At 73.7% G+C, this 17936-nt stretch carries 17 protein-coding genes; 5 read left to right on the top strand and 12 right to left on the bottom strand.

Features of this window, described 5'->3' with window-relative positions; all coding sequences use genetic code 11:
* Positions 1-108: 108 nt before the first annotated feature.
* The gene (locus ACFWTC_RS23745) at positions 109-1695 is read right to left on the bottom strand and encodes an alkaline phosphatase D family protein (protein WP_383916229.1); all 1587 of its coding nucleotides are present in this window, start codon (positions 1693-1695) and stop codon (positions 109-111) included.
* A 127-nt stretch (positions 1696-1822) separates the two neighbouring features.
* Positions 1823-2746, bottom strand: a complete 924-nt coding sequence (locus ACFWTC_RS23740) for an alpha/beta fold hydrolase (RefSeq protein ID WP_384028346.1) — start codon at positions 2744-2746, stop codon at positions 1823-1825.
* A 302-nt stretch (positions 2747-3048) separates the two neighbouring features.
* On the opposite strand from ACFWTC_RS23740, the gene ACFWTC_RS23735 reads away from it, so the two are divergent.
* Positions 3049-3831 carry a GntR family transcriptional regulator gene (locus tag ACFWTC_RS23735; protein WP_383916225.1) on the top strand — a complete coding sequence of 261 codons (783 nt, stop codon included), beginning with the start codon at positions 3049-3051 and terminating at the stop codon, positions 3829-3831.
* 609 nt (positions 3832-4440) lie between these two features.
* Here ACFWTC_RS23735 and ACFWTC_RS23730 read toward each other — a convergent pair.
* The 3 genes from ACFWTC_RS23730 to ACFWTC_RS23720 all read right to left on the bottom strand — a co-directional run bounded on the left by ACFWTC_RS23730 (position 4441) and on the right by ACFWTC_RS23720 (position 7539).
* Positions 4441-5595 carry an ROK family transcriptional regulator gene (locus ACFWTC_RS23730; protein WP_383916223.1) on the bottom strand — a complete coding sequence of 385 codons (1155 nt, stop codon included), beginning with the start codon at positions 5593-5595 and terminating at the stop codon, positions 4441-4443.
* Positions 5596-5708: 113 nt separating this feature from the next.
* Positions 5709-6359, bottom strand: coding sequence for a response regulator (locus tag ACFWTC_RS23725; RefSeq protein WP_384028348.1), 651 nt, complete (start codon positions 6357-6359; stop codon positions 5709-5711).
* A gap of 4 nt (positions 6360-6363) precedes the next feature.
* A complete protein-coding gene (locus ACFWTC_RS23720) occupies positions 6364-7539 on the bottom strand; it encodes a sensor histidine kinase (RefSeq protein ID WP_383916219.1) in 1176 nt (391 codons plus the stop codon).
* A 107-nt stretch (positions 7540-7646) separates the two neighbouring features.
* On the opposite strand from ACFWTC_RS23720, the gene ACFWTC_RS23715 reads away from it, so the two are divergent.
* From ACFWTC_RS23715 to ACFWTC_RS23705, 3 genes are all read left to right on the top strand, one after another.
* Complete coding sequence (locus ACFWTC_RS23715; RefSeq protein ID WP_383916217.1) at positions 7647-8561, top strand: ABC transporter ATP-binding protein; 915 nt, start codon at positions 7647-7649, stop codon at positions 8559-8561.
* A 234-nt stretch (positions 8562-8795) separates the two neighbouring features.
* Positions 8796-9548 (top strand): ABC transporter permease subunit, encoded by a 753-nt coding sequence (locus ACFWTC_RS23710; RefSeq protein ID WP_384028350.1) that lies wholly within the window; start codon positions 8796-8798, stop codon positions 9546-9548.
* 40 nt (positions 9549-9588) lie between these two features.
* Entirely contained in the window at positions 9589-10026 is a 438-nt protein-coding gene (locus tag ACFWTC_RS23705) for a hypothetical protein (RefSeq protein WP_383916215.1), read from the top strand.
* 90 nt (positions 10027-10116) lie between these two features.
* Here the strand turns inward: ACFWTC_RS23705 and mug are convergent, their stop codons facing one another.
* From mug to ACFWTC_RS23680, 5 genes are all read right to left on the bottom strand, one after another.
* The gene (gene mug / locus ACFWTC_RS23700; protein ID WP_383916289.1) at positions 10117-10665 is read right to left on the bottom strand and encodes a G/U mismatch-specific DNA glycosylase; all 549 of its coding nucleotides are present in this window, start codon (positions 10663-10665) and stop codon (positions 10117-10119) included.
* Complete coding sequence (gene purB / locus ACFWTC_RS23695) at positions 10662-12095, bottom strand: adenylosuccinate lyase (protein WP_383916213.1); 1434 nt, start codon at positions 12093-12095, stop codon at positions 10662-10664. The genes mug and purB overlap by 4 nt, the downstream gene beginning before the upstream one ends.
* Before the next feature lie 71 nt (positions 12096-12166).
* On the bottom strand, positions 12167-12949 hold the full coding sequence (locus ACFWTC_RS23690) for an SGNH/GDSL hydrolase family protein (protein ID WP_384028352.1): 783 nt from the start codon (positions 12947-12949) through the stop codon (positions 12167-12169).
* Between the two features lie 66 nt (positions 12950-13015).
* On the bottom strand, positions 13016-14041 hold the full coding sequence (locus ACFWTC_RS23685) for a hemolysin family protein (protein WP_383916209.1): 1026 nt from the start codon (positions 14039-14041) through the stop codon (positions 13016-13018).
* Positions 14038-15390 carry a hemolysin family protein gene (locus ACFWTC_RS23680; RefSeq protein ID WP_384028354.1) on the bottom strand — a complete coding sequence of 451 codons (1353 nt, stop codon included), beginning with the start codon at positions 15388-15390 and terminating at the stop codon, positions 14038-14040. Before ACFWTC_RS23680 ends, ACFWTC_RS23685 begins: the two co-directional genes overlap by 4 nt.
* Before the next feature lie 337 nt (positions 15391-15727).
* On the opposite strand from ACFWTC_RS23680, the gene ACFWTC_RS23675 reads away from it, so the two are divergent.
* A complete protein-coding gene (locus ACFWTC_RS23675) occupies positions 15728-16195 on the top strand; it encodes a GNAT family N-acetyltransferase (RefSeq protein WP_383916205.1) in 468 nt (155 codons plus the stop codon).
* Here the strand turns inward: ACFWTC_RS23675 and ACFWTC_RS23670 are convergent.
* Positions 16188-16868 carry a class I SAM-dependent methyltransferase gene (locus ACFWTC_RS23670; RefSeq protein WP_383916203.1) on the bottom strand — a complete coding sequence of 227 codons (681 nt, stop codon included), beginning with the start codon at positions 16866-16868 and terminating at the stop codon, positions 16188-16190. The two genes, ACFWTC_RS23675 and ACFWTC_RS23670, sit on opposite strands and share 8 nt — an antisense overlap.
* Before the next feature lie 348 nt (positions 16869-17216).
* The gene (bioD, locus tag ACFWTC_RS23665) at positions 17217-17936 is read right to left on the bottom strand and encodes a dethiobiotin synthase (RefSeq protein ID WP_383916201.1); all 720 of its coding nucleotides are present in this window, start codon (positions 17934-17936) and stop codon (positions 17217-17219) included.

Raw genomic sequence — 17936 nt, 5'->3', positions numbered from 1 at the left:
TTTTCCAGGTCGTTTCAGGAATTCGGACGGTATACGTCCGAGGGGGACGGGCCGTGCGGGCCCTGTCGGCGGGGCGGGCGGACCTGGGAAGTGCCGCCGCGGAGCCCGCTACTGGCCCACCTGACCGGGCCGGAGCGTCTTGGTGAACAGTACGCCGCCTCCCTGGCGCCGCAGCCGGACCGTCAGGTCCCCGCTGCCGCCGTCGATGTCGACCTCGCCGTAGTACGGGGGGTTCTCGGACGGGGACATGTTCGCCACGGGAGCGGACTGGACGTACGCGGTCTGCGGCCCGAAAGTGGCGTCGAGGCGCCCGGCCGGGAATCCGCCCGCGCCGATCGGACCGGATACGAACTCCCAGAACGGCGCGAAGTCGCCGAAGGCGGCCCGCTCGGGCGCGTAGTGGTTCGCGGCGGTGTAGTGGACGTCGGCGGTCAGCCAGACGGTGCCGGTGATGCGCTGGTGCTTGATGTGGCGCAGGAGTTCGGCGATCTGGAGCTCGCGGCCGAGCGGGGCGCCCGGGTCGCCCTGGGCGACGGCCTCGAAGTCGGTCGCGCCGTCGGGGACGACGATCCCCAGCGGCATGTCGGCGGCGACGACCTTCCAGGTGGCGCGGGAACGGGACAGCTCGCGCTTGAGCCACGCCAGCTGCTCGGAGCCGAGGATGCCCACGGGGTCGTCGGTCCCGCGGCCGGGGGAGTTCGCGTTGCGGTGGGTGCGCATGTCGAGCACGAACACGTCGAGCAGCGGCCCGTACCGCATCACCCGGTACATGCGGCCCTCGGCGCGGCCGCCGCGCAGGTCGGTGACGGGGAAGTACTCGCCGAAGGCCCTGCGCGCGCGGCGGGCCAGGGTGTCGACGTCCTTGACGGTGTAGCGGGGGTCGTCGATCAGCTGGCCCGGGTACCAGTTGTTGCGGACCTCGTGGTCGTCCCACTGGGCGAGCACCGGGACCTGGGCGTTGAAGCCGCGCAGGCTGCCGTCGAGCAGGTTGTAGCGGAAGTTGCCTCGGAACTCGGCGAGGGTCTCGGCCACCTTCGCCTTCTCCTCGGTGGTGACGTTGCGCCAGAGGGTGCCGTCGCGCAGCGTCGCGGTGGGCTGGATCGGGCCGTCGGCGTAGATCGTGTCCCCGCTGAACAGGAAGAAGTCGGGGTCGCGCAGCCGCATCTCCTCGAAGACGCGGTAGCCGCCGAGGTCGGGGTTGATGCCCCAGCCCTGGCCCGCCAGGTCCCCGGACCACAGGAAGCGCACGTCGTCGCGGCGGGAGACGGGGGTGGTGCGGAAGGCGCCCTGCACCGGCTCGGAGGCGCGGCGGGGGTCGTCGGGGTCGGCCAGCACGACCCGGTAGTGGATCTGCTGCCCCGGCGGGAGGTCGCGCAGGACGGTGGTCCCGGTGAAGTCCCCGGAGGGGCCGAGCAGCGGGCCCCGGTGGCGGCGTACGGCGTACCGGAACGACTCGCTCGGGGAGGTGTCGACGTACATCCGGGCCGGGCGGTCGGAGCGGGTCCAGACGGTGGCCGAATGGGCGGTGACCTCGCCGGACTGGACGCCCCAGAAGGCGTGGGGCCGGCCGGAGCGGGCGAAGGCCGGTGCGGCGGCGAGCGCCGGGACGGCCAGGACCGGCGCGGCGAGCAGCGCGGAGGACAGGGCGAGGGAACCGCCGAGGAGGGAGCGGCGGGTGTGCGGCGTCGGTGCCATCGGTGGGTCTCCGGGGGCCGGCGGGGCGGGGCCGGACCAGCGTGCCGCCGCACACCGGCCCGGCCGCGTCGGCCGCGCGAACCGCGGATGAACAACCGTCAGCGACTCGGTCCCGGGGAGGCGCGGCTCAGGCGGCGGCTCCGGCGGCGGCTCCGGCGGCCGCTCCTGCGGGCGTTCCTGCGGGCGTTCCTGCTGCCGTTCCGGCGGCCGGGCGGCGGGTGCTGCGGGCGGTGTCCAGGACCACCCGGGCGACCAGGGCCGGATCGTCGTTCATCGGGACGTGCCCGCAGCCCGGGAGCCGGATCAGCCGGGCGCCGGGGAGGGTCTGCTTGGCGCGGACCCCCTGGCGGCGCAGCAGCAGCCGGTCACGGGTGCCCCAGGCGATGGTGACCGGCATCCCGGGCACGTCCGCGGTGAACCGTACGGAGCCGCCGGCGGCCAGGGTCGCCTCGAACCCGGTGGCGTCGCGCAGGGCGAGGGTCTCCTCGACCACTGCCCGCGGCGAACGGCGTGCCGGGCGCGCGTAGATGCTCCCGGTGAGCGCGGCCCGCCCGGCGGCGGTCCGTGAGAGCCGCTCCAGCGCGGGGCGCGGCAGCGCCCTGGCACCGGCGCGCATCGCGAGGAGGGCGGCGAAGGCGTAGCGGCGCTCGCCCTCGGTCCAGAACCCGGCGGGGGACAGGGCGGTGACCGAGCGGACGAGGCCGCTCCGGGCCATCTCCAGCGCGAGCAGGCCGCCGAGGGAGTTGCCCGCGACGTGCGGGCGCTCGACGCCCAGCGCCGCGCAGAGCGCGCCCAGGGCGGGCGCGACGGTGCCCAGGTCGTACGGAACTCCCTCGGGCAGCGGCTCCGAGGCGCCGAAGCCGGGCAGGTCGACGGCGATCACGTCGTACTCGGCGGCCAGGATGTCCGTCACCGGGTGCCAGGCCTGGAGGTGGTGGCCGATGCCGTGCAGCAGGAGGAGCGGTTCGCCGGCGCCTTTGCGTTCGTAGGTGACGGTGGTGGTGCGGGGGCCCAGCGGCGTGTCGATCGTGAAGGAGACCGTGGCGGTCATGCTGCTCCTCGTCGGGTGGACGCCCGGGGGGCGGGCGTCGAATGAGACGGGCTGTCAGTAGTGCCACCGCCATGACTACCGCCCGGTAGCCCTTGACTACAAGCCTTCTGTGCGCACGAGAACATCCCGTGAACGGCTTGATACGTATGCCCGATCTGCCCGGCAAGGGATGAGCATTGGTCTTGACCAAGGGAGTGTGCCGTCCTATCGTCGCAGGGATAGTGCAGGAACCTTTAATAAACAAGGGCGCGGAACTGCCGCTGGATCACACGGCGAGTGCAGCGATGGCAGGAGGAGTCAGGGTGGGGACCACGCAGCTCGAAACGGCGCCGGAGCCGAAGTACTGGCACCTGAAGACCGTCCTCAGCGAAGCGCTCGACCAGGACTTCGCCGTCGGCGAGGTCCTGCCGAACGAGCGCGAGCTCGCGGCTCGCTTCGGAGTCGCCCGCGCGACCCTGCGTCAGGCGCTGGAACAGCTGGAGCTCGAGGGACGCCTGCAGCGGCGCCGCGGCGTCGGCACCACGGTCGCCCCGCCGCGCGTCGGCGTCGCCGTCGGCAGCACGCAGCACAGCTGGCCCGGCGAGAGCGTCGACGGCTGGGAGCCGGTGGACGCGGTCGAGGGCCTGCCGCCCGCCGCCGTCCTCGGACTCCTGCGCACCGGCACCGCCGGTGGCGCGGGCTTCGCCGCCGACGAGCCCGTCCAGACCGTGCGCCGCACCCGGGTCACCCAGGGCCAGGTCGTCGCCGCCGAGCTGCTGTACGTCCCGGCCGCCTCCGTGCCCGGACTGCCCGCCATCGAGGCCCCGGCCGGACCGGCCCGCGCCCGCGCCGTCCTGCGCGAACTCCAGCGGCTGGTCCTCGACGGCCAGGACCGTTCGGTGGAGCTCGGCTCGGCCCGCGCGGACGACGCCCGCGAACTCGACCGCCTGCCCGGCGCCCCGGTGCTGCTGGTCACCACCCGCTACTTCACCGCGGCGGGAACGGCCGCCGTGTCGGTGGCCACCTACCGCGCGGACACCTGCCGCCTGACCTTCGGCGACTCCGGCGACGTCGAGATCACCCACGAGCCCCGCGTCGCGTCCTGACGGACCCGCCGCCCCCAGCACGACCCCGGGGGAACGGGGAGGCACGGTTCCGGCCGAGGCCTCCGGACCCCCTCACGGCCCGGCGCCCCGCGCCGGGCCGCCCTTGCGCTCCCGGCGCCCGCGTGGCACCCACCGGCCACGCGGCACCCGTGCGCTCCCCGGGCCGTCCTTGCGTTCCCCGGGCCGTACGACCACCCCTGGCGCCCGCGCGAACCCACCGGCCGGCTGGTCCGGTACGCGGCCTCGCGCCGCCGGCGGTCAGGTGCCGCCCGCCGTCCGCCGCCGGGCCGCCGTCCGCCGCCGACAGGTGGTCGGCAGGTGGCCGGGCCGGGTCCGCGGTTGCCGGCTCGGCCGTGCGCCGACCTGACGCGCCCGCCTGACAGCGCGGGCCGGCCCAGGCCGGGGAGGCTCACATCGTGCGGCCCGGGTCGGTCGGGGCCGACAGGGCCCGTCGAATAGGGGGCCGCCTCGGGCGGGACCGGTCGGAGTGAGCCGCGCAGGTGGTCCGGGCCGGGCGATCGGGGAGGGGCCCGGCAATCCGGGAGGAGGTGCGCCCCGGGCAGGGGCAGTCGGGACCGGCCGTGGCCCCCCCCGAACGACCCTCCGGGGTCACCGGCGGGCGGTGACCGTCTTCTCCACCGCGAACAGCTCCTCCTCGACGTGGTCCAGCGCGAGCCGCAGGGCCCCGGTGGCCACGGCGGCCTCGCCGAGCAGCGACAGCTCCACCCTCGGCGGACGCAGGCAGTAGCGCTCCAGCTCCTGGCGGAGGGGACCCAGTACCCCGTCCAGACCGGCGGCCCAGCCGCCGACGACCACCAGCTCCGGATCCATCGCCAGGACCAGCGCCGCCACATCGTGCACCAGCCGCTGCAGGAACCGTTCCACGGCGGCCACCGCCCGCTCGTCGCCCCGACGGGCCATCGCGAAGACCTCCGCGACGGCGGGCTCGTCCAGCGGGTGCAACGGTTCGCCGGTGGTCGACAGCAGTTTCTCCGGCGTCACCTCGCGGCCCAGCAGGTGCAGGGCGCCGATCTCGCCGGCCGCTCCGCCGAAGCCCCGGTGCAGCCGTCCGCCGATCAGCGAGCCGGCGCCGGGGCTCAGCCCCGCCATGACGAACACCATGTCGTCGGTGTCCCGTGCGGCGCCCTTCCAGTGCTCGGCGACGGCGGCCGCGTTGGCGTCGTTCTCCACGTGCACCGGGCAGCGGAACGAGCGGCGCAACCGTTCCCCGAGTGGCAGCCCGGTCCAGCCGGGCAGCGCCGTGCCCAGGCGGACCGTGCCGTCCGCCTCCACGATGCCGGGGCTGCCGACCCCGACCGCCCGAAGGGAGTCCCGGGGAACCCCGGCCCGGCGCAGCAGGTCGGCGACGGCCGTGCGCACCCGCTCCAGCCGTTCGTCGGCGGTCGCCGTCTCGGCGACCTCCTTGGTGCCCGCGCCGATGATCCGCCCGTTCAGGCCGGACAGCAGCACCGCGATCCGGTGCGAGCCGATCTCGATGCCGAGCAGATGGCCCGCCTCGGCACGGAACCGGAACCGCCGGGCCGGCCTGCCCTGCCGCCGCGCGCCCTCTTCGGCATCGGCCTCGACGACGAGCCCGGTCGCGATCAGACCCTCCACGACCCCTTCGACGGTCGGCCGGGAGAGTCCGGTCACCCGGGTGAGATCGGTGAGTGTCGGCGATTCGGCCGCGCGCAGTGCCCGCAACACCACGGCGGAGTTGATCCGCCGGAGCAGTGACGGGTCACCGCCGGTCAGCTGCCCCAACGTGTGTCCTCCCAGCTAGCGACCCTGTCAGGCGGATCGTACTGCTCACCCGCCACGGCGGCGAGAAGCAGCCCCCCATAGTCCGAGAACCGACCCCTCACCACCTCCCGACTCTAAGCGGGAGCGACGAACCCCGACTCGTACGCCATGATCACGGCCTGGGTCCGGTCCCGTGCCCCCAGCTTCGCCAGGATCGCGCTGACGTGTGACTTCACCGTCTCCGTGCCGACGATCAGCTCGGCGGCGATCTCCACGTTCGTCAGCCCCCGCGCCATGAGCCGCAGCACCGCCTCCTCCCGCTCGGTCAGGGCGGCCCGCGCCAGCGCCGTCCGCGCCTGGCGGTTCCCGTACTCGGCGGCCAGGGCCCGCACCGCCGCCGGGAACAGCAGGGTCTCGCCCTCCGCCACCAGCCGTACCGCGTGCACGATCTCGGACGGCCGGGCCCGCTTCAGCAGGAACCCGTCGGCTCCGGCCCGCAGCGCCTGGTAGACGTACTCGTCGTTCTCGAAGGTGGTCACCACGAGGATCTTCGGCGGCGCGTCCACCGACCGCAGGACGGCCCGGGTGGCCTCGATCCCGTCGAGCAGCGGCATCCGCACGTCCATGGCCACCACGTCCGGCCGCAGCTGCCGTACGAGCGGGACGACCGAGGCACCGTCGCCGGCCTCACCCACCACCTCGATGTCGGGCTGGGCCTCCAAGACGGCGCGGAGGCCCGCGCGCACCAGGGGTTCGTCGTCGACGAGCAGTACGGTAACCGACATTCCGTCAGCCTATTCGCTCCAGCGGAAGCCGGGCGCGCACTCTCCAACCACCCCCGTACGGACCGGTCTCGGCCTCACCGCCGAGCAGCGAGGCCCGCTCCCGCATCCCGCGCAGCCCGGAACCGCCGCGCGTCATGACGGCGGGCCGCTCCGGCAGCGGATTCGTAACCTCCAGTACCAGCCGGCCCGGAGTCATCTCCACCCGCACCTTCACGGGCACGGGACCGCAGTGCCGCAGCACATTGGTCAACGCCTCCTGCAAAATGCGGTACCCCTCCCGGGTGACCGGCCCCGGCAACTTCTCCAACGGCCCCGTCAGGTGCGCCTCCACCGCCGCTCCGGAGGCCCGTGCCGCCTCCAACAGCCGGTCCGCCTCCACGAGCGTCGGCCGCTGCGAGGGCGGTTGAGCCGACTCACGCAGCACCAGCAGTACCCGCTCCAGGTCCTCCAGCGCCGCGCGGCCCGTCTCCTCGATCGCGCTCAACGCCCTTTCCGTGAAGGCGGGGTCACCGGCGGCCCGCGCCGCTCCTGCCTGCACGACGGCCACGGTCAGGGCGTGCCCGATCGAGTCGTGCAGTTCCCGTGCTATGCGGGTCCGCTCCAACAACTGCTCGGTGCGCGCCTCCAGCGCGGTGAGACGCTCGGCCGCCGAAGGTCCGAGCAGCCGCCGGGCGATCGCGGTGATCATCTCCCCGAGCGCGACGACCACGGTGATGAGCACGATCAGCGGTACCGGTGCGAGCAGGGCGGCCGCCCAGCGTGGCGGGACCAGGGGCACCATCGCATCGGAACCGGGCGGCTGGCCCAGGGCGGTCAGGACGAGTTCGACGGTCACCACCGGCAGGACAACGGTCGCCCACACGGCCGCGCCCGCGACGACGAGCCGTGTCTCCAGCCAGACCACGGTCCGCCAGCGGTCGTTCCAGTCGGCCGACGGCGCGACGGCGATGCTGTCGTCCGGAACGCCCCGCTCGTGCGGGGTCAGCAGGAACTGGGCCTGGAGACCTTCGGCCAGCCGGACCCACGGCACGAATCCGAACGGTATGACGATCAGCAGCGGAGCCCACGGCCACGCGGGATCGACGAACATCCAGATGGCCAGGAGCAGGAGCGGAACACAGAGGTGCAGCCAGCGCGAGTACGTCACCGGTCGCAACGGAGCACGGAGCAGTCGGTACATGCACCCATCGTGACAGCGCCCAGGTCACGGGCGTCTCCCCCACGTGGGGGAGACGTGACCCCCGTGTGGGGGAGGGAAGGGGGAGGCGTGGCCGCGAGCCTTGAGTCATGAACCGCATCGAGATCCGCGAACTGACCAAGGACTACGGCCCCACCCGGGTCGTGGACCACCTCACCTTCGATGTCCTGCCCGGACGGGTCACCGGCTTCCTGGGACCCAACGGCGCCGGAAAGTCCACGACGATGCGACTGTTGCTGGGGCTCACCCGGCCCACCGCCGGCACCGCCACCATCGGCGGCCGCCGCTTCACCGAGCTCCGGGAACCGCTGCGCCACGTGGGAGCCCTGCTCGATCCGCAGGCGCCGTACGGCGGGCGCACCGCCCGCGACCACCTGCTCATCCTCGCCGCCGGCAACGGCATCCCGGAGGGGCGCGTGGGCGCGGTGCTGGAGCAGTGCGGCATCGCCCCCGTGGCACGGCGTCGGATCAAGACCTTTTCGCTGGGCATGCGCCAGCGGCTCGGCATCGCCGCCGCGCTGCTCGCAGACCCCGCGGTGCTCCTGCTGGACGAGCCGACGAACGGTCTGGATCCCGAGGGCATCCTCTGGACACGGGAGTTGATGCAGAGTCTCGCCGCCGAGGGCCGCACGGTCCTCGTCTCCAGCCACCTGATGTCGGAGACCGCGTCGTTCGCCGACCATCTGGTGGTGCTCGGGCAGGGCAGGCTGCTCGTCGACACCCCGACAGCGGAGTTCATCGACGCGCACAGCTCCCCCCGGGTGCGGCTGCGGACCTCCGACCCGGACCGGCTGCGCACCGCTTTGGCGCGCCGGGGCTTCGAGCTGGCTCCCGCGGAGAACGGGCGGTGGGCCGTGGACGGGATACAGGCCGAGGCGGTCGGAGCCCTCGCGGCCGGCGAAGGGATTCCGATGCTGGAGCTCTCCGACGAGCGGGCCTCGCTGGAGCAAGCCTACCTCGCCCTCACAGCAGGCCGCGCGGAGTTCTCCGCGACTGCGGCCTGACCGCCCTCCGCCTCCACCCCACAGGCTCACCCACCCTCCGCCCGCCGCCGCCCCGGCTCACCGCCGCCCCGGCTCACCCGACGCACGGGGCCACGGCCCCACGTGTTCACCGCCGCATCAGCGACGGGGCGACTGCCGCACCGGCTCCTCCCGGCGCGCCTCGCCGCCCCTGTTTCCGTCGAGCTCTCGTTCCCGTCGAGCTCCACTCACCCGACCCTCACCGGAGGCCCTGCCATGACCGCAGCCGCCCTGCCCACCGCACCCGTTCTGCGCTCGGAATGGATCAAGATACGGACCGCCCGCCCGATCCTCGGCTCCCTGATCGCCTTGTTCGGCGTTACGGCCGGGACGACCGCCCTCACCGCGGCGGCGATCGGCGGCGCCGAGGAGGGGGCGATGGGAGCGGACCCGCTGCTCGCCGCCTTCTACGGCATCAACTTCGGGCAGATAGCGGCCATTGCCTTCGGCGCCACCGCCCTCGCCGGGGAGTTCCGTGACGGGGCCTTGCGGGTCTCGCTCACCGCGGTACCCCACCGGACCCGGTTCTACCTGTCGAAGGTGACCGTGGTCGCGGGTCTCGCCTTCCTCGTCGGACAGGTCACGGGGTTCGTCACGTTCGTCTCCGGGCAGGCCTTCATGGGGGAGTACGCCCTCGGACTGGGCGATCCGGGCACGCTCCGGGCGGTGTTCGGTAGTGGCGTCTACCTGATGCTGATGGCATTGCTCTCGGCCGGGCTGACCGCACTGGTGCGCAGCGGCACGCTGGTGATGAGCCTGCTCATACCCTTCGTCCTGATCGTTCCCTTCGTGGTCGGTCAGGTGGTCGCCGGTGCCGGGCGGTTCATGCCCGACCGGGCCGGCCAGGCGGTCATGCGGATGAACGCGGAGGGTTCGCTCGGCCCGTGGACCGGTCTCGCTGTCGCCGCACTCTGGTCGCTCGCCGCGCTGGCCGCGGGCTGGATCGCGGTGCGGCGGCGGGACGCGTGACGCCGGGCCAGTTGTCAGTGGCGGCCGGGATACTGACGGTATGACCACGGCAGAGCACCTCGACACGATCGACCGGCTCCGGGGTCGGGAGTTCCCGACGGAGCAGGTCCGGTCCGGCGGGCAGCGCAGCGGCCCGGGATACCACCTGGCTCAGGTCGGCCGGGCCGAGGACGTCTGGGCGGACGGAGGCTCGGGGCGGGCCGCGGCGGCCGACCAGGTCAACGCCGAATACGGAGCACTCACCCGGGCACTGGATGCCCGGTGGGGGGAGGCTCAGATCTTCAGCGTGGCATCGCTCAGGCACCGGGGGATCGAGGGGGAGGAGATACCCGAGCCGTGGGACGAGGTGAGCAGCACGACCGATCACGTGCACGCCTGGCAGGCGGAGGGGCAGTGGCTCGTGGCCTACGTGGCGCATTGGGACGGCGGCGAGCCCTTCGCGCTGATGGCGGGCGTCACGGTGGTCGACCCTCCGTAGTACCCGCACCCCTGCGGCCGTCGCCGCAGCAGCAGCCCCAGCCGGCGGAGCGGCCCCCAGCGGGCAGCGGCGGGGGCCGCGTCCCTCGGGTCAGGTGCCGTCGGGGGATTCGGCGGCGACACGCAGGCGGGCGTACTCCTGCGCCATGGACTCGGCGGTCCAGTGGGCGTTGAGGCCGCTCGGGTTGGGGAGGGCCCAGAGGCGCGTGGAGCCGATGGTCCGCTCCTGGGGGCCGATCTGGGCCCGTCGTTCCCCGAAGGCGGTCCGGTAGGCGGTGACTCCGACCACTGCGAGCCACTGGGGGCGCAGCAGCTCCACCTTGGCCGTCAGGATGCGGCCGCCCTCGCGGAACTCCTCGGCGCTCAGCTCGTCGGCGCGGGCCGTGGCACGAGCCACGACGTTGGTCATGCCGAGGCGGTGGGCGAGCAGTTCTTCCTGTTCCGCCGGCGCGAAGCGGCGCGGGGTGAACCCGGACAGGTGCAGTACCGGCCAGAAGCGGTTGCCGGGCCGGGCGAAGTGGTGGCCCGTCGCGGCGGAGAGGAGGCCCGGGTTGATACCGCAGAACAGCACACGGAGACCGCCCGCGACCACGTCCGGGAGGACGCGGTCACGGGCGGCGTTCAGCTCTTCGGGAGTCAGAGGATCGACCCCGGCGCGTACCCGGCGGCCTCCGGGTGCTGCTTGGCGATCGCCTCGATGCGGGAGACCACCATCGCGACCTGGTCGGCCGCCGCCCCGGTGAAGGACAGCTTGTCGGCCATGAGGGCGTCGAGCTGGGCCCGGTCCAGCGGCATCCGGTCGTCGGCGGCCAGCTTGTCCAGCAGTTCGTTGCGCTCCGCGCCCTGCTCGCGCATGGCGAGGGCCGAGGCCACCGCGTGCTCCTTGATGACCTCGTGGGCGACCTCGCGGCCCACCCCGGCCCGCACCGCGCCCATCAGGACCTTCGTGGTCGCGAGGAACGGCAGGTAGCGGTCCAGCTCGCGGGCGACGACCGCCGGGAAGGCGCCGAACTCGTCGAGGACCGTCAGGAAGGTCTCCAGCAGGCCGTCGAACGCGAAGAACGCGTCCGGCAGGGCCACCCGGCGGACCACGGAGCAGGAGACGTCGCCTTCGTTCCACTGGTCGCCGGCCAGCTCGCCGGTCATCGAGGCGTAGCCGCGCAGGATGACCATGAGGCCGTTCACACGCTCGCAGGAGCGGGTGTTCATCTTGTGCGGCATCGCCGAGGAGCCGACCTGGCCGGGCTTGAAGCCCTCGGTGACCAGCTCGTGGCCGGCCATCAGGCGGATGGTCTTGGCGATCGACGAGGGCGCCGCTGCCAGCTGCACGAGGGCCGTGACCACGTCGTAGTCGAGCGAGCGCGGGTAGACCTGGCCCACCGAGGTGAAGGCCTGGGCGAAGCCGAGGTGGGCGGCGATCCGCTGCTCCAGGTCGGCGAGCTTCGAGGCGTCGCCGCCGAGCAGGTCGAGCATGTCCTGGGCGGTGCCGACGGGGCCCTTGATTCCGCGCAGCGGGTAGCGGCCCAGCAGGTCCTCGAGGCGGTCGTAGGCCACCAGCAGCTCGTCGGCCGCGGTGGCGAAGCGCTTGCCCAGCGTGGTCGCCTGCGCGGCCACGTTGTGGGAGCGGCCGGCCATGACCAGCTCGGCGTGCTCGCCGGCCAGCTTGCCGAGGCGGGCGAGCACGGCGACCGTGCGGTCCCGGGCCAGCTCCAGCGAGAGGCGGATCTGCAGCTGCTCGACGTTCTCGGTGAGGTCGCGGGACGTCATGCCCTTGTGGACCTGCTCGTGTCCGGCGAGGGCGTTGAACTCCTCGATCCGGGCCTTCACGTCGTGCCGGGTGACCTTCTCGCGCTCGGCGATCGAGGCGAGGTCGACGGTCTCCAGGACGCGTTCGTAGTCGGCGAGGGCCGCGTCCGGGACCTCGATACCGAGGTCCTTCTGGGCGCGCAGCACGGCGAGCCACAGCCGCCGCTCCAGCGTCACCTTGTACTCGGGGGACCACAGGACGGCGAGCTCCGCGGAGGCGTAGCGGCCGGCCAGGACATTGGGGATGCGGGGCTTGGCTGTCACGTAGAGGGATTCTACTTGGGCCCCGGCTGTGTGTTTACGCAGGTAGGGGCACCCCCGCCGCTTGTGCCTTGCTACGAGCGCGGAGAGCACCCGTAGGGCAGCAGCTCGGGACGCTTGGCGGGGCGGCCGTCCCCGCTGGAGCGGCCCGTCAGCCGGCGGCCCACCCAGGGCAGCAGGTGCTGCCGGGCGAAGCTCAGGTCCTGGGACCGGCGTACGGTCCAGCCCGCGGGCGCCGCGACCGGCAGCGCGGTGTGCCAGTCCTCCTCCGGAGGCAGGCCCAGCGCCTGCCAGACCGCCTCGGCCACCCGGCGGTGCCCTTCGGACGTCAGGTGCAGCCGGTCGACGTCCCACATGCGCGGGTCGCCGAGCGCCGGGGACCCGTACAGGTCCACCACCAGGGCGCCGTGCCGCGCGGCGAGCTCCTCGATGATGACGAAGAGCTCCTCCATCCTGGGCCGGAAGCGCTCCATCACCGGCCCGTTGCGCCCAGGGGAGCGCATCAGGACGAGCTGCCCGCACGAGGGCGCGAGGAGCTCCACGGCCGATTCCAGGTGTGTTCGGACCCGGCCCATGTCGACCTTGGGGCGCAGGGCGTCGTTCAGGCCGCCGACCAGGGTCACCAGGTCAGCGCCCATGGCCGCGGCCGCCGGGGCCTGTTCCCCGGCGATCTGGCCGATCAGCTTCCCGCGCACCGCGAGGTTGGCGTAGCGGAAGCCGGGCTCGCGCGCCGCGAGCCGGGCGGCCAGCAGGTCGGCCCAGCCCCGGTAGGAGCCGTCCGGGAGCAGGTCGGACATGCCTTCGGTGAAGGAGTCGCCGACCGCGACGAAACTGGTGTAAGAGGCATTCATCTCCATGGCGGAGCGATGCTACCGCGCGGTACCCCCGGCCCGCAGGGCCGGGGGAGCACACGCTCCGGCCGGCTACGCGGAGGCCGGCCTGGCGAACAGCTCGCGCAGGACGTCCTCCATCGTCACCAGGCCCGTCATGACGTCGTCCGCCCCGAGCACCGCGGCCAGGTGCGTACGGCTGCGGCGCATCGCGGTGAGCACGTCGTCCAGCGGGGTCTCCGCCCGCACCTGGGCGATCTGCCGCAGCGCCGACACCGGGAAGGGCGCGTCCCGCTCCTGCGCCTCCGCGTCCAGCGCGTCCTTGACGTGCAGGTACCCCAGGATCCCGTGCTGGGCGTCGACCACCGGGAACCGGGAGTACCCCGACTCGGCCGACAGCCGCTCCAGCCCGGCCGGGGTGATGCCCTCCCGCGCCGTGACGACCCGCTCCGCCGACAGCACCACGTCGGTCACCGGCCGGCGGCCCAGCTCCAGCGCGTCGTGCAGCCGCTCTCTCGCCCGATCGTCCAGCAGCCCCGCCTCACTGGAGTCCTTGACCATCCGGGCCAGCTCGTCGTCCGAGAACGTCGCCGCGACCTCGTCCTTGACCTCCACCCGCAGCAGGCGCAGCAACGCGTTGGCGAAGGCGTTGATCGCGAAGATCACCGGACGCAGGGCCCTGGTCACGGCCACCAGGGGCGGCCCCAGCAGCAGGGCGGTGCGCACCGGCTCGGACAGCGCCACGTTCTTCGGCACCATCTCGCCGAAGAGCATGTGCAGGTACGTGGCCAGCGCCAGCGCCACCACGAAGGAGATCGCGTGCGTCAGCCCGGCCGGGACACCGAAGAACTCGAACACCGGAGTCAGCAGGTGCGCGATGGCCGGCTCGGCCACCACACCCAGCACCAGGGTGCACAGCGTGATGCCGAGCTGCGCCGCCGCCATCAGGGCCGACACGTGCTCCAGCCCCCACACGACGGCGCGGGCCCGCCGGTCGCCCTGCTCGGCGTACGGCTCGATCTGGCTGCGCCGGACCGAGATCAACGCGAACTCCGCACCGACGAAGAAGGCGTTGACGACCAGGGTCGCCAGGCCGATCAACAACTGGATCACGGTCATCGGGACTCCTCCCCGGCGACCGCGTCGCCCTCGGCGGTGACGGGTCCGGACGGTGCATGCAAGAGCACCCGCGCCGCCCGCCGTCCGCCGGCGTCCACCACGTCGAGCCGCCAGCCGTCCAGCTCCATGCTGTCGCCGACGAGCGGGATGCGGCCCAGCTCGGTCGCCACCAGGCCGGCCAGCGTCTCGTAGGGGCCGTCCGGCACCCGCAGACCGATCCGCTGGAGCTGGTCGGTGCGGGCGGCGCCGTCCGCCGAGTACAGAGGGCGTCCGGAGTCGTCCGTTCCGGCCGGTGCCAGGTCCGAAGTCTCGTGCGGGTCGTGCTCGTCGCGGACCTCGCCGACGACCTCCTCGACGATGTCCTCCAGGGTGGCCACCCCGGCCGTGCCCCCGTATTCGTCGATGACCACGGCCATCGTCTGCCGGCCGGACAGCCGGTCCAGCAGCCGGTCCACGGTCAGCGACTCCGGCACGAGGAGCGGCTCGCGCAGCAGCGACGCCACCGGGTGGCGGTAGCGCTCCTCGGCGGGCAGCGCCAGCACGTCCTTGATGTGAACGGTGCCGACGACGGAGTCCAGGCTCCCCCGGTAGACGGGGAAGCGGGACAGGCCGGTGGCCAGCGTCGCGTTCGCCACGTCCTCCGCGGTCGTCTGCAGGTCCAGCGCGGTCACCTGGACCCGCGGGGTCATCACGTTCTCCGCGGTCAGATCGGCCAGGTTCAAGGTGCGCACGAACAGCTCCGCGGTGTCCTTCTCCAGGGCGCCGGCCTTCGCCGAGTGCCGTGCCAGCGCCATCAGCTCCTGCGGGGTGCGGGCCGAGGCCAGCTCCTCGGCGGGCTCCATGCCGAAGCGGCGCACCATGTGGTTCGCCGTGGTGTTCAGATGGCTGATGAGGGGCCTGAAGATCCGGCTGAAGGCCCGCTGCACCATGGCCACGCGCTTGGCGATCGCCAGCGGCGATGAGATCGCCCAGTTCTTGGGCACCAGCTCGCCGACCACCATCAGGACGACGGTCGACAGCGCCGTGCCCAGGACCAGGGCCGTGGTGGAGGCGGCGCTGGGTGACAGCCCCATGGCCTCGAACGGGCCCTGCAGCAGCGCCGAGATCGACGGTTTGGAGAGCATGCCGATGACCAGGCCGGTCACGGTGATGCCGAGCTGGGCACCGGACAGCTGGAACGTCAGCGTCTTGACCGCGGCCAGGGCGCTGTCGGCACCCCGCTCGCCGCGCTCGACGGCCCGTTCGAGGTCGCTGCGCTCGACGGTGGTCAGCGAGAACTCGGCCGCGACGAAGACCCCGCAGGCAAGACAGAGCAGCAGTGCCAGAAGGAGCAGGAGCACTTCCGTCATCGGTCGATCACCTCCGTCCCATGATCGGCCAGGAGGAGGGGTGCCGCGCGACGTCGCGGGCGGGAGTGTCGTGGATCGGCAGGCTCGCCCATGGGCGGACGCTCACACCTTTCGTTCGGGAGGAGGAGGGGTCGGAGTCCGGGTTCCGGGTCCGAGGGGGATCGTTTTTCCACACGGTAGAGGAAGGCCGAGGAGCGTAGACGCCGTTTCCGCGCAGCCCCGCACGGGTGGCGGGCCCGGGCGGGAACGATCCCGCGCGCCGGTCCCGAGGCGGCGCCCCGTCCCCCGGAACGGAAGCCGCCGGCGGGCCGGGCGCCGTCGTGCTTGGATCCCGATCATGAACCAGCTGCGCATACGGGCCGCCGCGCCGGCCGACGCCGAGGACGTGCTCGCCTTCTGGAAGGAAGCGGCGGAGGGCACGTCCATCACCGACGACCTGGACGGCGTGCGCCGGCTCATCGCACGCGATCCGGACGCGCTGATCCTCGCGGAGTCCGGCGGAACCCTGGTGGGCTCCGTGGTGGCCGGGTACGACGGATGGCGCTGCTCGCTGTACCGGCTGGCCGTACTGCCCGCGCACCGCAGGCGGGGGATCGGGACGGCGCTGCTCGACGCGGCCGAACGGCGCTTCCGCGCCGTCGGGGGCCGGCGCGGCGACGCGATGGTCCTGGAGGCGAACGAACGGGCCCAGCAGGCGTGGGCCGCGGCCGGGTACCACCGTGAGGACCACTGGCGGAGGTGGGTGAAACCGTTCGAGCCGGTACGGGATGACGGGCGCGGGCGCGCCACCGGCCCGGTCAACTGACGCGGCGGGCCGAGCCGAGCACACAGTAGGAGGTCGGGAGGGCCGGGCCGCGCTCGGGCAGCCGGAAGGCGCGGTGGGAGACGATCCGGAAACCGGCGGCCTCGATCGACGCGAGCGGGTCGCGGGCGGTGTGGCAGCCGCCGAACAGGCGCGGCCAGACGGTCCGGTCGAGCGCGCGCTGGACGCCCGCCATGCCGGGGCCGGGGGCCAGGCCGTGCTCGAAGAAGCGCAGCTCGGCGTCGGGGCGCAGGACGCGGTGCAGTTCGGCGAGGGAGCGGGGCAGGTCCCGTACGGTGCACAGCACCAGCGAGGCGACGGCGGCGTCGAAGGCCTCGCTCTTCACGGGGAGGGCCTCGGCGGCGCCCGGTACGACGTCCACCGGCACCTCGACGTGCTGTGCGGCGGCGGACGCGAGGCGCCGCAGGGTGCGCTCCGGTTCGACGGCGACGACCTCGGACACGGCGCGGGGGTAGTGCGCGAAGTTCAGGCCGTTGCCGGCGCCGATCTCGATGACGCGGCCGGACACGCCGTGCAGCAGCTCGCGCCGGAGGGGGGCGATGCCGGCGCGTGTCTCGGCGGTGGTGCTGGCGCGGGCGTAGAACCGCGCGAAGAGGGGGTGGTGGACCGGGTCGTGGGGCGGTGCCGGTGCCGGGCTACGGCGGGGCGTGGGCATGTGGGCCTCCGGGGCGGTGGTGCCGGTACTTCCAGGGTGCCCGGTCGGCGGGGCCTCATCCCTGCCGGTGCCTGCCGGGGGCCGTCGATTTCGGGGCTCCGCCGTGACCGCTGGCGCGGCGGCGTGGCGAGGGCGGTGGTTCCGGGGCTCCGCCCCGTACCCCGCGCCTCACGGACCGACCGGGAAGCGGTTCGGACGGGGCCGCCGCGCCTCCGCCCTTGGCGTCGTGGCCCGCCTGGCTGCGGCCGGAATGGGGCCCGGACCGACCACTACCCGGACCGACCGGGACCCGGTCCGACCGGGTAGCGGTTCGGACGGGGGCCGCCTCGGCCCCGCCCTCGGGGTGGGTCAGGTGGGCCAGGCGGTGAGGAAGGCGGGTGCGGACCAGGTGCCCGACAGGGCGGGGGAGAGCCAGGTCGGGGCCCCCGCGCGGAACCGGTCCGGCGGGAGGGTGCCGGAGCCCTCCGGGACCGCGCCCAGCAACGGCAGGCCGGAGACCTCCGGGAGGTCGGCCAGGTTGCAGCGGGAGGCCAGGTCCGGCGCGGTCGGCCAGCTGCCGATGACGAGGCCCAGCGCGGTCAGACCCCGCGCCCGCAGGGCCTCCGCCGTGAGGGCGGTCGCGTTGAGGGTGCCGAGGCCCGCCGGGGCGACGACCAGCGTCGGCGCGCCGAGCAGCCGGGCCGCGTCGGCCAGGGTGTGGCCCGTCTCGTCGAAGCGGACGAGCAGCCCGCCCGCCCCCTCCACCAGCACCAGGTCGTGCGTGAGCGCCAGCCGGGTGGCCGCCTCGGCGATCGCCGCGGGGGAGAGGGTCGCCAGCCCCGAGCGCCGGGCCGCCGTGTCCGGGGCCAACGGCTCCGGGTAGCGGACCAGTTCGAGCGCAGTCACCGACGGCCCGGCCAGCCGCACCACCTCGGCGGCGTCGCCCGGCTCGTCCGGGGCCACGCCGGTCTGCGCCGGCTTGAGCACCGCCACCGAACGCCCGGCCGCGACCGCGGCGGCCGCGACCGCCGCGGTGACCACCGTCTTGCCGATCTCGGTGCCCGTGCCGGACACCACCAGTACGGACAT

Source organism: Streptomyces sp. NPDC058619 (assembly GCF_042717785.1).
Taxonomy (GTDB): Bacteria; Actinomycetota; Actinomycetes; order Streptomycetales; family Streptomycetaceae; genus Streptomyces.
Note: the sequence above shows the minus strand (reverse complement) of the source record. Positions and strands in the feature narration are given on the sequence as shown.

Excerpts from the sequence above, each read along its gene's own strand:
- ACFWTC_RS23745 (WP_383916229.1), bottom strand. The coding sequence starts at position 1,695 with ATGGCACCGACGCCGCACACCCGCCGCTCCCTCCTCGGCGGTTCCCTC.
- ACFWTC_RS23740 (WP_384028346.1), bottom strand. The coding sequence starts at position 2,746 with ATGACCGCCACGGTCTCCTTCACGATCGACACGCCGCTGGGCCCCCGC.
- ACFWTC_RS23725 (WP_384028348.1), bottom strand. The coding sequence starts at position 6,359 with ATGTCGGTTACCGTACTGCTCGTCGACGACGAACCCCTGGTGCGCGCG.
- ACFWTC_RS23720 (WP_383916219.1), bottom strand. The coding sequence starts at position 7,539 with ATGTACCGACTGCTCCGTGCTCCGTTGCGACCGGTGACGTACTCGCGC.
- ACFWTC_RS23715 (WP_383916217.1), top strand. The coding sequence starts at position 7,647 with ATGAACCGCATCGAGATCCGCGAACTGACCAAGGACTACGGCCCCACC.
- ACFWTC_RS23710 (WP_384028350.1), top strand. The coding sequence starts at position 8,796 with ATGACCGCAGCCGCCCTGCCCACCGCACCCGTTCTGCGCTCGGAATGG.
- ACFWTC_RS23705 (WP_383916215.1), top strand. The coding sequence starts at position 9,589 with ATGACCACGGCAGAGCACCTCGACACGATCGACCGGCTCCGGGGTCGG.
- ACFWTC_RS23690 (WP_384028352.1), bottom strand. The coding sequence starts at position 12,949 with ATGGAGATGAATGCCTCTTACACCAGTTTCGTCGCGGTCGGCGACTCC.
- ACFWTC_RS23685 (WP_383916209.1), bottom strand. The coding sequence starts at position 14,041 with ATGACCGTGATCCAGTTGTTGATCGGCCTGGCGACCCTGGTCGTCAAC.
- ACFWTC_RS23680 (WP_384028354.1), bottom strand. The coding sequence starts at position 15,390 with ATGACGGAAGTGCTCCTGCTCCTTCTGGCACTGCTGCTCTGTCTTGCC.
- ACFWTC_RS23675 (WP_383916205.1), top strand. The coding sequence starts at position 15,728 with ATGAACCAGCTGCGCATACGGGCCGCCGCGCCGGCCGACGCCGAGGAC.
- ACFWTC_RS23670 (WP_383916203.1), bottom strand. The coding sequence starts at position 16,868 with ATGCCCACGCCCCGCCGTAGCCCGGCACCGGCACCGCCCCACGACCCG.
- bioD (WP_383916201.1), bottom strand. The coding sequence starts at position 17,936 with ATGTCCGTACTGGTGGTGTCCGGCACGGGCACCGAGATCGGCAAGACG.